This window comes from Streptomyces sp. SID14436, from assembly GCF_010548465.1.
In the GTDB taxonomy this organism is placed as follows: Bacteria; Actinomycetota; Actinomycetes; order Streptomycetales; family Streptomycetaceae; genus Streptomyces.
The window spans coordinates 15,123-28,982 of record NZ_JAAGMD010000764.1 but is presented as its reverse complement, the minus strand read 5'-3'; the positions used below and the strand labels follow the sequence as shown (position 1 = coordinate 28,982).

Here is a 13,860-nt window from a genome sequence, read left to right as displayed (position 1 = left end):
CCGCTTCACCGGCACCACGCTCACCGAGGGCTCCGCACCCGGCCGGGACGAGGCGGTGCTCGACCCGCGCACCGCCCGCGCCCTGAAGGCCGGCGTCGGCGACACCGTCACGCTCGACACCCCGGCCGGCCGGCGCGACATCCGCGTCGCGGGCCTCGCCGAACCCGGCCCCGGCGACACCTCCCGCACCACCGTCGACGCGGCCCCTCTCGTCTGGTTCGCGGACACCCAGGCCCCCACCCTCGCCGGCCACCCCGGCCGGGCGGACGCCGTCGTCGTGCTCGCCCGGCCCGGCACCGACACCGGGGCCCTCGCCGACTCCGTGCGCCGCGCCCTGAAGGACTCCGGCGCCCACGTGCACACCGGCAACGACCGCGGCGCCGTCGAGGACCCCCTCCTCGGCCACGCCCGGCAGAACCTCCTCGGCATCGGCGGATCGTTCGGCGGCATCGCCACCTTCGTCGCCGTCTTCACCGCGGCCGGCACCGTCGCCCTGTCCGTGTCGCAGCGCTCCCGCGAGTTCGCGCTGCTGCGCGCCATCGGCGCCACCCCGCGCCAGATCCGCCGCGCCGTCGCCTCCGAGGCACTCCTCGTCGCCCCGTTCGCCGGGCTCCTCGGCAGCCTGCCCGGCATCGGCCTCGCCCACTGGTGGTTCGGGCAGCTCCAGGACCGCGGGGCGATCCCCCAGGCGGTCGACGTGCACGTCTCCGCGCTCCCGCCGCTCGTCGCCGTCGGCCTCGGACTGCTCACCGCGCTCGGCGCGGGCTGGGCGGCCGGCCGCAGGCCCGCACGGATCAAGCCGGGACAGGCGCTGACCGAGGCGTCGGTGGAGCGGTCACGCCCGGGACCGGTCCGTACCGCCGTGGGCATCGCCGCCCTCGTCGGCGGCGTGTTCCTCACCGGCCTGTCCGCCAACTCGGCCGGGGACGACGCGGCCGGCGCGGCCCTCGGCGTCGTCATGAGCTTCATGCTCGCCGTCGCCCTGCTCGGCCCGCTGCTCGCCCGCCTCGGCGTCGGCCTCCTCGGACTCCTGCTGCGCGGCGCGGGCCCCCTCGCCCGGCTCGCCGCCGCCAACTCCCGCACCAACGCCCGCCGTCTCGCCTCCGCGATCACCCCGATCGTGCTCGCCATGGCCTTCGCCTCGACGCTCGTCTTCATGAACACCAGCGAGACCCACGTCGCCGACCGGCAACTGCGCTCGGGCATCACCGCGGACCACGTGATCACCGACCCGGCCGGCCTCCCCGTGGACGCCGCCGCCCGCGCCGCCCGCACCCCGGGCGTGGACACCGCCGTCGGCCTGCTCGGCACCCAGGTCCTGGTCCCGGTCGGTTCCGGCGAGTTCGCGGCGCTGCAGGGAGCGAGGACCCAGGGCTTCACCGGCTCCGGTGCCGACCTCGCGAAGGTGCAGGACCTCGACGTCCGCGACGGCAGCCTCGACCGCATCGGCACCGGCCGGATCGCCATCGACCGGACCCTGGCGAGCGCGGCCGACGTCGGCGTCGGCGACCGGCTCCCGCTGCACCTGCCCGACGGCACGAAGGCCGCCCCCGAGGTCGTCGCCGTCTACCAGCGGGGCCTCGGCCTCGCCACCGTCACCATGGACCGGGCGTCCCTGGCCCGCCACGTCACCTCCGGCTTCGACACCACCCTGCTGGTGCGCGGCGGCCCGGCCGCCCCGCTCGCCGGCCTGGGCCGGGTCACCGACGCCTCCGGCCACGCCGCCGAGCGCAACCTCGACGCGAAGCTGGGCGCCTGGACCAACCACACCATGGCCGCGGTCCTCGGCGGCTTCGCGGCCGTCGCCGCCGTCAACACCCTCGTGATGACGGTCCTCGGCCGCCGCCGCGAACTGGGCACACTCCGGCTCGTCGGCACCACCGGCCGACAGGTCCTCGCCATGCTCCGGTGGGAGAGCCTGATGGTCTCCGCCCTCGGCGTCGTCCTCGGCTCCGCCATCGCCGCGGCCACCCTGATCCCGATGGTGCGCGGCACGACCGGTGCCCTGCCCCACGTGCCGCCCCTGGTCTACAGCGCCTTCGTGTGCGCCGCCGCCGGCCTGGCCCTGCTGGCGGTCACCCTGCCCGCGCGCGGGGTGCTGCGGCGCAGGCCGTAGGCGGACCTCGGGCTCGCCCGGCCTGGTCCGGGCCCGGTCCGGACCAGGCCGGGCGAGCCCACAGCCACCGGACCACGCACCACCCACCGCCCCCCGCAGCCGCACCCGCACGTCCCACGTCCCCCATCGCCCCACGACGACCGAACCGCCCGACGGAACGGAAGGACGCCCGCCCATGACCACGACCCTGCCGGCGGCCCCACCACCCCTCATGGGGAAGGCCGCGGTCGCCGCGCTCGGCCTCCTGGCGCTGTCCACCGGCGCCCTGGAGTCGGTGGTGGCACCGACGATCCCGCTGCTGGAGCGCGAACTGGGCATGAGCCCGTCCGCGTCGGCACTGCTCGGCGTCGTCCTCCTCGTCACCGGCGCACTCGTCACACCGCTGGCGGGGAAGTTCGGCGACCGGTACGGCGGGAAGACGGTCATGGTCCGGCTGATGGCGGTCGTCGCCGTCGGCGGCACCGTGTCCGCCCTCGCCCCCAACCTGCCCGTGCTGCTGCTCGGGCAGGTGCTGCAGGGCGCGATGGTCGGCGCGCTGCCCCTGTCGTTCGTCGTGGTGCGCGCCCACCTCCCCGCCGGGGAGTCGAAGGTCGCCATCGGCGTGGTCGGCGGACTCTTCGTCGGCGGCGGCATGGCCGGCATGCTGTCGGCCGGACCGGTGGCCCAGACACTGTCCCGGCACTGGATGTTCGCCCTGCCGACGCTCGCGGTCGTCGGGTCCACCCTCCTCGTGCACCGGCTGATGCCGCCCGACCCGCCCCGCCGGTCCCGCGGCGCCGGGACCGACTGGCCCGGCCTGCTCCTGCTGAGCGGCACGCTCGTCACGCTCCTCCTCACCCTGGCCCTGGCGCCCGAGGCCCGCTCACGGCCCCTGCCGCTCGCGGCCCTCGTCCTGCTCCTCGGCGCCCTCGTCACCGGATGGGTGGCCGTGGAACGGCGCGCGGCGGACCCGATGGTCGACCTGCGCATGCTGGCGCGGCCCGCGATCTGGAAGGCGTGCGTGCTGACCTTCGTGATCTGCCTCGGCACGTCCACGGCCGTCTTCCTCGTCCCCCAGCTGCTCGACGAGCGGGGCGACGGATACGGGTTCGCGGCCGGCGCCACCGAGATCGGCCTCGTCCTGCTGCCCGGTGCCGTCGCCGCGACGCTGGCCGGACCGCTCGGCGGGATCGGGGACCGCCGGCTCGGCTCCCGCACCGTCGTCACCGCCGGCGTCGTCCTGATGACCGTCTCCCTGCTGACCCTGGCCGCCGTGCACACCGAGATCTGGCACATCGCCACCGGCAAGGCGCTGATCGCGCTCGCCAACGGCCTGTGCGTCACCGCGCTGATGACCAGCACCGCCACCGCCGTCGACGAGAGCGACACCGGCATCGCCACCAGCCTGATCCTGGTGAGCCGCGTCCTCGGCTACGCCGTCGGCGGGCAGCTCGGCGGCGCCCTCCTCACCGCCGCCACCCCTCCCGGATCGACGGTCGCGGCCGAATCGGCCTACGTCACCGGCTTCGTCCTGGCCGGCGTCGTCACGTCGCTGGCCCTCCTCGTCACCCGCACCATGAGCAAAGGAGTCCGGGCATGACCCGCACCGACCGTCCGACCGGCACCCGCCCCGCACCGCGGGGCACGGCCCTGATCTCCGGGGCCGGCATCGCCGGCTGCGCCCTGGCCCACTGGCTCGACCGCGCCGGCTACGCGGTCACGGTCGTCGAGAAGTCCGCCACCCTCCGCAGCGGCGGCTACCCCGTCGACGTGCGCGGCACCGCGCTCGCCGTCGTGGAACGCATGGGCCTCCTGCCACGGCTGCGCGACGCGCACGTCGGCCTGCGCCGCCTCACCTTCCTGAACGGCGACGGCAGCGAGCTGACCTCCCTGCCCCCGCACGCCGTCACCGGCGGCGACGCCGGACGCGACCTGGAGATACCGCGCGGCGAGCTGACCGAGGCCCTGTACGCGACCGTCCGGGACCGCGTGGAGTTCGTGTTCGACGACCGCGTCGACACCCTCGTCGAGACCGGACACGGGGTGGACGTCACCTTCCGGAGCGGCACCGCCCGCACCTTCGACCTCGTCCTCGGCGCCGACGGCACGCACTCCCGCACCCGCGAGATGCTGTTCGGCCCGGAGGAACGCTTCCACCACCACCTCGGCCACTGCTTCGCCGTGTTCACCCTGCCCAACACCCTCGCCCTCTCCCACGAGACCGTCGTCTGGAACACCCCCGGCCGGGCCGTCGCCCTCTACGCCGTCGGCGACAGCGACGAGGTGCACGCCTTCCTCGACTTCGCCCGGCCCGAGCCGCCCCGCCACGTGTTCGGCGACCAGGCTGCCGGACAGGCCCTCCTCACCGAGGTCTTCGCCGACGCGGGCTGGCGGGTCCCGGAGATCCTCACCGCCCTCCACGACGCGGACGACGTGTTCCTCGACGCCGTCGGCCAGATCCGCATGCCCCGCTGGACCAGCGGCCGGGCCGCCCTGCTGGGCGACGCCGCCTACGCGCCCTCGTTCCTCACCGGCCAGGGCACCAGCCTCGCCCTCGTCGGCGCCTACATGCTCGCCGCCTCCCTCGCCGGCCACCGGGACCACACCGCGGGCCTCGCCGCCTACGAACACGGCACCCGCCCCTTCGTCACCCTCAACCAGAACCTCGTCGGCGAGGGCGGCGCCACCCTCTTCCCCGCCACCGCCGAGGCCCTGGCCCGCCGCAACACCCGCCTGCGCTCCCTGCGCACCCTCCCCTCCCCACCCCCCAGGCCGGCCCACTCGTCCCTGACCCTGCCGGCTTTCCCGGCGCCCTGACCCCCGACCCCGTGCGGGCGCGGGCCGTGCGGGCGTGGGGCGCGTCCCCCACGGCTTCGGCCCGTTCGTGCGCGGGCCCTGTGGCGCACGGCCCGGAGCGCGGCGGGGTGCGCGAGGATGGGGGCATGCCCAATCGACTCGCACAGGCCACGTCCCCGTACCTCCTCCAGCACGCGGACAACCCCGTCGACTGGTGGCCGTGGGAGGCCGGCGCGTTCGAGGAGGCCCGGCGGCGTGACGTCCCGGTCCTCCTGAGCGTCGGTTACAGCGCGTGCCACTGGTGCCATGTCATGGCGCACGAGTCCTTCGAGGACCAGGAGACCGCCGACTACCTGAACGCGCATTTCGTGAGCGTGAAGGTGGACCGTGAGGAGCGCCCCGACGTCGACGCCGTCTACATGGAGGCGGTGCAGGCGGCGACCGGTCACGGCGGCTGGCCGATGACGGTCTTCCTCACGCCGGACGCGGAACCGTTCTACTTCGGCACGTACTTCCCGCCCGAGCCCCGCCAGGGCATGCCGTCCTTCCGCCAGGTCCTCCAGGGCGTGCACCAGGCGTGGCAGGAGCGCCGCGACGAGGTCGCCGACGTCGCGGGGAAGATCGCGGCGGACCTGGCCGGCCGGGAGATCGCCTTCGGGGACGCCCAGGTGCCCGGCGAGCAGGAGCTGGCGCAGGCGCTGCTCGGGCTGACCCGCGACTACGACCCGAAGCGGGGCGGGTTCGGCGGGGCGCCGAAGTTCCCGCCGTCGATGGTGCTGGAGTTCCTGCTGCGTCACCACGCCCGTACGGGGGCGGAGGGCGCGTTGCAGATGGCGGCGGACACCTGCGAGCGGATGGCGCGCGGCGGGATCTACGACCAGCTCGGCGGCGGCTTCGCGCGCTACTCGGTAGACCGGGACTGGAAGATTCCGCATTTCGAAAAGATGCTCTATGACAACGCCCTCCTCTGCCGCGTCTACGCGCACCTGTGGCGGTCCACGGGCTCGGAGCTGGCGCGCCGGGTGGCGTTGGAGACCGCGGACTTCATGGTGCGGGAACTGCGCACGCCGGAGGGCGGGTTCGCGTCCGCGCTGGACGCCGACAGCGACGACGGCACGGGGAGGCACGCCGAGGGCGCCTACTACGTGTGGACGCCCGCGCAGTTGCGGGAGGTGCTCGGGGAGGCGGACGCGGAGCTGGCCGCGCGGTACTTCGGGGTGACCGAGGAGGGCACCTTCGAGGAGGGCGCGTCGGTGCTGCAACTGCCCCAGCGCGACGAGGTGTTCGACGCGGAGCGGATCGACGGCATCCGGGAGCGGCTGCTGGCGGCCCGGTCGTCGCGGCCGGCGCCGGGCCGGGACGACAAGGTGGTCGCCGCGTGGAACGGGCTGGCGGTCGCGGCGCTCGCGGAGACGGGGGCGTACTTCGGCCGGCCGGATCTGACGGAGGCGGCGGTGGCCGCGGCGGATCTGCTGGTGCGGGTGCATCTGGACGAGCAGGCGGCGCTGGCGCGGACCAGCAAGGACGGCCGGGCCGGTGTCAACGCGGGGGTGCTGGAGGACTACGCGGACGTCGCCGAGGGGTTTCTGGCGCTGGCGTCGGTGACGGGGGAGGGGGTGTGGCTGGACTTCGCGGGGCTGCTGCTCGGGCATGTGCTGGCCCGGTTCACGGATGAGGAGTCGGGTGCGCTGTTCGACACGGCGGCCGACGCGGAGCGGCTGATCCGGCGTCCGCAGGATCCCACGGACAATGCGGCGCCGTCGGGCTGGACGGCGGCGGCGGGGGCGCTGCTGGGGTATGCCGCGCACACGGGTTCGGCCCGGCACCGGACGGCGGCGGAGCGGGCGCTGGGTGTGGTGAAGGCGCTGGGGCCGCGGGTGCCGCGGTTCATCGGGTGGGGGCTCGCGGTGGCCGAGGCGTTGCTCGACGGTCCGCGGGAGGTGGCCGTGGTGGGTCCGGCGCTGGAGGATCCGGGCACGGTGGCGCTGCACCGGACGGCGTTGCTGGGGACGGCGCCGGGTGCGGTGGTGGCGGTGGGGACTCCGGAGAGTGACGAGTTCCCGTTGCTGGCGGACCGTCCGTTGGTGGACGGCCGGCCTGCGGCGTACGTCTGTCGCAATTTCACCTGTGACGCTCCGACGACCGAAAATGATCGGTTGCGGGTGGCGCTGGGCGGCTGAGGGGTCGAGGACACCAGGGGTTTCGCGGGGTCCGGCGGGCGCTCGCGGAGTGGCTTGTTATGGTCAACTCCCCGCATCTGTCGGACAGTTCCGCAACGAGCTCTTTATCGGAAAGGCTCCCGCGCTTCACAACTCCCCCCTAATCTCTGCACGGTGACGTGACGCGTGCGGCGTTCTGTGAGTAACCCGCCGTCACGGCACGGGGGCTACGGGATCTGGGGGGATCTGTTTTGCTCACGTCGTTGTTCATTGCTGTCGTTTCGCTGGCCCTCTTCTGGATGGCCGGGTTCACCTTGTGGTGGCAGATGCACGCCTGGCGGACGCCGGAGGTGCTGGCGTCCACCCGGTTCGGCAGCCCGGACGGCGGCGGTCGCCTCTCCTTCTCGCTGCTGCTGCCCGCCCGCCACGAGCAGGCGGTGCTCGACCACACCATCCAGCGGCTGCTGGAGTCGAGCCACACCGACTTCGAGATCATCGTGATCGTCGGCCACGACGACCCCGGCACCACCGCCGTCGCCGAGGCCGCCGCGACCCGCGACCCGCGGGTGCGGGTCGTCGTCGACACCCATGAGCGCAAGAACAAGCCGAAGGCCATGAACACGGCGCTGCCGCACTGCCGCGGCGACGTCGTCGGGGTCTTCGACGCCGAGGACCAGGTCCACCCGGAGCTGCTCGCCCACGTCGACCACGCCTTCCGCTCCACCGGCGCGGACGTGGTCCAGGGCGGGGTGCAGCTGATCAACTTCCACTCCAGCTGGTACAGCCTGCGCAACTGCCTGGAGTACTTCTTCTGGTTCCGCTCCCGGCTGCACCTGCACGCGCAGAAAGGGTTCATCCCGCTGGGCGGCAACACCGTCTTCGTCCGCACCGACGTGCTGCGCGAGGCGCACGGCTGGGACCCCGACTGCCTCGCCGAGGACTGCGACCTGGGCGTGCGGCTGTCCAGCGTCGGCAAGCGGGTCGTGGTCGCCTACGACTCCGACATGGTCACCCGGGAGGAGACCCCGGGCTCCCTGATGTCGCTGCTGAAGCAGCGCACCCGCTGGAACCAGGGCTTCCTTCAGGTGTACCGGAAGAAGGACTGGAAGCAACTGCCCACGTTCGGGCAGCGGTTGCTGGCCCGCTACACGCTGATGACACCGTTCCTCCAGGCGTTCACCGGGCTGATCATCCCGCTGAACGTGGCGATCGCCGTCTTCCTCGACGTGCCCGTGGGCATCGCCTTCATCACCTTCCTGCCGGCCGTCACCGCCCTGGTCACCTTCGTCTTCGAGGTCGTGGGACTGCACGACTTCGGCAAGCAGTACGGGCTGCGCGTGCGGTTCGTGCACTACCTCAAGCTGGTCGTGGGCGGCCCCTTCTACCAGGTGCTCCTCGCCGGTGCCGCGGTCCGCGCCGTCTGGCGCGAGCAGCGGGGCCGCAACGACTGGGAGCTGACCACGCACGTCGGCGCCCACCTCGACGCGTCCGGCACGACCCGGGCCGGCGCGTCCGGCGTGACCCGAGAGGACGTTCCCGCGTGACCTCCACCCTTCCCGCGGCGACCGCCCCGAAGGTCCCCGCGCAGCGCCGGCCCGCGCCCGCGGCCGGTCCCACGGGCCGCGCCGTGCCGCCGGACCGGCTGCGTTCCTCCCGTTCCGACCTGCTCCTGTGCGGGGTCCTGCTGGTGGCGATCCTGCTCGTGCAGGGCTGGAACATCAGCGCCTACCCGACCCTCAGCGACGACGAGGGCACCTATCTCGCGCAGGCCTGGGCCGTGCAGGAAGGCCGGGGCCTGGCGCACTACACGTACTGGTACGACCATCCGCCGCTCGGCTGGATCCAGCTCGCCGTCCTGACCTGGATCCCGGCGATGCTCAGCCCCGAGTCGATGACCGTGGGCACCATGCGGGCCGTGATGCTGCTGATCAGCGGCATCAGCGCGGTCCTGGTGTACGTCCTGGGCCGCCGGCTCGCCCTGCCCCGCTGGGCCGCCGGGCTCGGCATGGCCCTGTTCGGGCTGTCCCCGCTGTCGGTGGTGCTCCAGCGGGAGATCTTCCTCGACAACCTCGCGGTGATGTGGACGCTGCTGGCCTTCACCCTCGCCGCCTCCCCGAGCCGTCACCTCTGGCACCACTTCGGCGCGGGCATGGCCGCCGCGACCGGCGTGCTGACCAAGGAGACGATGCTCGTCGTCCTGCCCGCCCTGTTCCTCACGGCCTGGCGGCACAGCCATCCCGACACCCGCAAGTTCGCGCTGACCGGCGCCGTCACGGCCTGCGCCCTGATCGGCTTCTCCTACCCGCTCTTCGCGCTGCTGAAGGGCGAGTTGCTGCCGGGCAGCGGGCACGTCTCCCTGTGGGACGGCGTCACCTACCAGATGACCCGGCCCGGCTCGGGCTTCATCCTCGACGAGGGCTCCGGCTCCTGGGGCGTGCTGCAGTCCTGGCTGTACTACGACCGCATCCTGCCGCTCGGCGGCCTCGCCGGCGCCCTGCTGCTGCTCGCCACCTGGCGCTGGTCGGTCACCGCCCGCGCCCTCGCGGGCCCCGCGCTCACCGTGGCGATCCTGGCCGCGCTGGCCCTGCGCCCCAACGGCTACCTGCCCGCGATGTACGTCATCCAGGCGCTGCCGTTCCTCGCGCTGGTCCTCGCCGGGGGCGCCGCGAGCGTCGCGCACGCCGTCCTGCGGCGCCGGCGGTCGGACACCGAGCGGCGGGTGGTGGTCCACGCCCGGTACGCGCTCGCCGTCGCCCTGGCCCTCGCCGCCTGCGCGTACGTCGTCCCCCGCTGGTACGACGGGGCGCGCACCGCCGTCACCACCGACGCCAACGCGCCCTACGAGGGGGCCGTGGAGTGGATGGCCACCGAGGTGCCCGACCCGGGCGGCACCCGGGTGCTGGTGGACGACGCGATGTGGCTGGACCTGGTGCACGCCGGGTACCGGCCCGGACTGGGCGTCATCTGGTTCTACAAGGCCGACCTGGACCCGGCGGTGACGAGGACGATGCCGCGCGGCTGGCGGGACATCGACTACGTGGTGGCCTCCCCGACGGTACGGCGCGACGCGAAGGACCTGCCCAACGTGCGGGCGGCCATCGAGCACTCGGTGCCGGTGGCCACCTTCGGCGACGGCGAGGACCGGGTCGAGATCCGCCGCGTCGAGACCGCCGGAGGCAGCCGATGAGCCAGGAGCACACGGTCCCCGGAGGGCTCGGCGAACCGGCCCTCGACCCGGCCGGAGTGGCCGAGCCGGGAGCGGTCACCATCGTCGTCCCGACGTTCAACGAGTCCGCGAACATACGGGCGTTGCTGCAGCAGATCACCGAGTCGGTGCCGTCCCGGCTGCCGTGCGAGGTGGTCTTCGTGGACGATTCCACCGACGACACCCCCGACGTGATCCGCGAGGCCGCGCAGGACTGCCCGTTCCCGGTGACCGTGCTGCACCGCGAGGAGGCGGTCGGCGGGCTCGGCGGCGCGGTGGTCGAGGGCCTCAGGGCGGCCGGCTCGGACTGGGTGGTCGTCATGGACGGCGACTGCCAGCACCCGCCCGCCCTCGTGCCGGAGCTGGTGGCGACGGGGGAGCGGACGAACGCGGGCCTCGTCGTCGCCTCCCGCTACCTCGAGGGCGGCAGCCGCGCCGGGCTGGCCGGCAGCTACCGGGTGGCCGTCTCGCGCGGCGCGACCTGGCTGACCAAGGCCCTGTTCCCGCGCCGCCTGCACGGCATCAGCGACCCGATGAGCGGGTTCTTCGCGATCCGCCGCAGCACGGTCACCGCCGACGACCTCAAGCCCCTCGGCTACAAGATCCTGCTGGAGCTCGCCGTCCGCAGCCGGCCCCGCACGGTCGCCGAGGTCCCGTTCGTCTTCCGGGAACGGCACGCGGGTCAGTCCAAGTCGACCGCCGGTGAGGGACTGCGTTTCCTGCGGCACCTCACCGGGCTGCGCACCGAGTCGCCGCCCGCCCGCATGATCGTCTTCGGGCTGATCGGCCTCACCGGCTTCCTGCCGAACCTGGCCGCGCTGTGGGCGCTGACCGGGGCGGGCGTGCACTACCTGCCGGCCGAGATCGCCGCCAACCAGTTCGGCGTGGCGTGGAACTTCCTGCTGATCGAGACCCTGCTGTTCCGTGAGCGGCGGCGGCACCGGCACTGGGCGGACCGCACGGTGCGGTTCGCGCTGCTCGCCAACGCCGACCTGGTGCTGCGCCTGCCCCTGATCGCGCTGCTGGTGAGCCGGTTCGACATGGCCGCGGTCCCGGCCACCGCCCTGGCTCTCGCGATCACCTTCGTCCTGCGCTTCGTGGGGACCGAAGCGCTGGTGTACCTGCCTCGCCGCAGTCGTCCAAGGAGTAGTACGTCATGAATCTCGCCACCGTCCTGGCCCGGCGCAGACCGGCGGCCCTGCTGGCCGTCGGCGCCCTCACCACGGGCCTGCTCCTCACCGCGCCGCAAGCCGCCTCCGCCGCCAACCTGATCAAGAACCCCGGCTTCGAGACCGCCGGCACCGGCGACATGCCGTACTGCTGGGAGAAGTCCGGCTGGGGTGACAACGACTTCACGTTCACCACCACCTCCGACGCCCGCAGCGGCGACAAGGCGATGAGGGTCGAGCTGACCCGCCGCACGGACGGCGACCGCAAGGCGCTGATCACCGAGTCCGCCGACTGCGCGCCCGTGGTGACGCCGGGCAAGCAGTACGACCTGGGCCTGTGGTACAAGACGACCACTCCGGACGCGTCCATCACGCTGTTCCGGCACGACAGCACCGCCGGCTGGCAGTACTGGACCGACCTCAAGACGCTGGACATGCAGCCCACCACCTGGACCGAGGCGACCGTCCGCACGCCCGAGGTCCCCGAGGGCACCGACCGCATCTCCTGGGGCGTCTCCGTCTACGGCACCGGCGCGGCCACCACCGACGACTACACGATGGAGCAGGTCGCCGACCCGGTCCCGGAGCCCGGCTGCACCGGCACGGCCGCCGAGTGCGCCGACGGCGAGTGGGAGGTGCTGGCCACCGAGAACCCGGTCCGCTCCATGCACTCGGTGGTCCTGCACAACGGCAAGGTGCTGCTGATCGCCGGTTCCGGCAACGACCCGGAGCTGTTCGAGGCGGGCACCTTCACCTCCGCGGTCTACGACCCGGAGAACGGCACCTACAAGGTCATCCCCACCCCGGACGACATGTTCTGCGCGGGCCACGTGCAGCTCCAGGACGGCCGGGTCCTGGTGATGAGCGGCAACAAGGGCTACCCGTCCGACGACGGCACCATCGGCTACCAGGGCTACAAGGACTCCTACATCTTCGACCCGGAGACGGAGACCTACACGAGGACCAACGACATGAACGACGGCCACTGGTACCCGTCGGCGACCATCCTCGGCAACGGTGACGTGCTCAGCTTCGGCGGTCTGCGCGAGGACTCCACCGGCTCGGTCACCGCCGAGCGGTGGTCGGACGCCGAACAGCAGTGGCTGCCGACCTGGCAGGTCAACCAGACCTGGTCGTACTGGGGCCTGTACCCGTCGATGATCCTCATGCAGGACGGGCGCCTCTTCTACTCCGGCAGCCACGTCTTCGGCAACAACATCCCGGGCACCGGCTCCGCGATCTACGACTACGACGCCAACACCATCACCCAGGTGCCGGGCCTGCAGAACAAGGACGAGCGGGACCAGTCCGCGAGCGTGCTGCTGCCCCCGGCGCAGGACCAGAAGGTGCTGACCCTGGGCGGCGGCAACATCGACAGCAACCCGGAGGCCAACCGGCTGACCGACATCATCGACCTCAAGCAGCCGGACCCGGCGTACGTGGCCGGCCCGCCGATCCCGCAGGGCACCGTCGACCTCGGCAACGGCCGCGTCCCGCAGACCGGTGACCAGGGCAAGATGTACGTCTCCGCGGTGCTGCTGCCCGACGGCAAGGTCCTGGAGACCGGCGGCGCCCTGCACAACCGGGCCGACCCGGTGTTCGAGACGTCGATCTTCGACCCGGCGACGGAGACGTTCGACCCGGTGGCCGCCGACCCGGAGGCCCGCGGCTACCACTCCTCGGCGTTCCTGCTGCCCGACGGCCGGGTCATGACCACCGGGGACAACCCGGGCGACGGCTCCTGGAACCACAACGTGTCCGTCTACAGCCCGCCCTACCTCTTCAAGGGCGAACGCCCGGTGATCACCTCGGTGATCGACACCGAGTGGACCTACGGCGACACCCAGCGGATCACCGTCGACCGGCCGATCGCCAAGGCGGAGCTGATCCGCCCGGCGGCCGTCACCCACTCCTCCGACCCCAACCAGCGGTTCGTGGACCTGCCGCTGTCGGTGGACGGCGACGACGCCACGACCGTCGACCTGAACGTGACGAGCAACCCCAACCTGGCCCCGCCCGGCTGGTACATGCTGTTCGCCGTCGACGCCAACGGTGTGCCGTCGGTGGCGAAGTGGGTGCACCTCCAGGGCCCGCCCGCGCTGACCGCGCAGGACGCCCACGCCCACGCGCACGTCCACGACTTCGCCGACGCCCCGCAGGGCAAGGTCACCGGCCCCCGCACGAAGCGCGCCGCCGAACCGGTCGCCCCGACCGTCTCCGGCTGCGACCGCCACTACGGCTCGGCCAACGTCTGCGTGCCCACCACCTTCCCGGCGGACGTCGAACCCACCACGGCCGCCCGCTGCGACTGGCTGAAGGAGCACGACTACGGCCGTCTGGAGGTCAACGGCAAGGACGACCCGCTGAAGCTGGACCGCGACCGGGACGGCATCGCCTGCGGCAAGGGGGACTACCGGCACCGCCGCTGAGGAACCG

The 13,860-nt window shown here is 73.2% G+C and carries 8 protein-coding genes; all 8 read left to right on the top strand.

Annotated elements, in window-relative coordinates:
• Nucleotides 1–2,116, top strand: a 2,116-nt coding sequence (locus G3I53_RS27770) for an FtsX-like permease family protein (RefSeq protein ID WP_164438899.1), incomplete at its 5' end; no start/stop codon positions are given.
• Between the two features lie 175 nt (nt 2,117–2,291).
• Complete coding sequence (locus G3I53_RS27765) at nt 2,292–3,695, top strand: MFS transporter (protein ID WP_164336905.1); 1,404 nt, start codon at nt 2,292–2,294, stop codon at nt 3,693–3,695.
• Nucleotides 3,692–4,912 carry an FAD-dependent monooxygenase gene (locus G3I53_RS27760; protein ID WP_164336903.1) on the top strand — a complete coding sequence of 407 codons (1,221 nt, stop codon included), beginning with the start codon at nt 3,692–3,694 and terminating at the stop codon, nt 4,910–4,912. Before G3I53_RS27765 ends, G3I53_RS27760 begins: the two co-directional genes overlap by 4 nt.
• Nucleotides 4,913–5,037: 125 nt before the next feature.
• Entirely contained in the window at nt 5,038–7,071 is a 2,034-nt protein-coding gene (locus tag G3I53_RS27755) for a thioredoxin domain-containing protein (RefSeq protein WP_164336901.1), read from the top strand.
• Nucleotides 7,072–7,301: 230 nt separating this feature from the next.
• Nucleotides 7,302–8,594 (top strand): glycosyltransferase, encoded by a 1,293-nt coding sequence (locus tag G3I53_RS27750; RefSeq protein WP_164336899.1) that lies wholly within the window; start codon nt 7,302–7,304, stop codon nt 8,592–8,594.
• On the top strand, nt 8,591–10,237 hold the full coding sequence (locus tag G3I53_RS27745; protein ID WP_164343694.1) for a phospholipid carrier-dependent glycosyltransferase: 1,647 nt from the start codon (nt 8,591–8,593) through the stop codon (nt 10,235–10,237). The genes G3I53_RS27750 and G3I53_RS27745 overlap by 4 nt, the downstream gene beginning before the upstream one ends.
• Nucleotides 10,234–11,415, top strand: a complete 1,182-nt coding sequence (locus G3I53_RS27740; protein WP_164336033.1) for a glycosyltransferase family 2 protein — start codon at nt 10,234–10,236, stop codon at nt 11,413–11,415. Before G3I53_RS27745 ends, G3I53_RS27740 begins: the two co-directional genes overlap by 4 nt.
• Nucleotides 11,412–13,853 carry a galactose oxidase-like domain-containing protein gene (locus tag G3I53_RS27735; protein WP_164336030.1) on the top strand — a complete coding sequence of 814 codons (2,442 nt, stop codon included), beginning with the start codon at nt 11,412–11,414 and terminating at the stop codon, nt 13,851–13,853. The genes G3I53_RS27740 and G3I53_RS27735 overlap by 4 nt, the downstream gene beginning before the upstream one ends.
• Nucleotides 13,854–13,860: the final 7 nt, after the last annotated feature.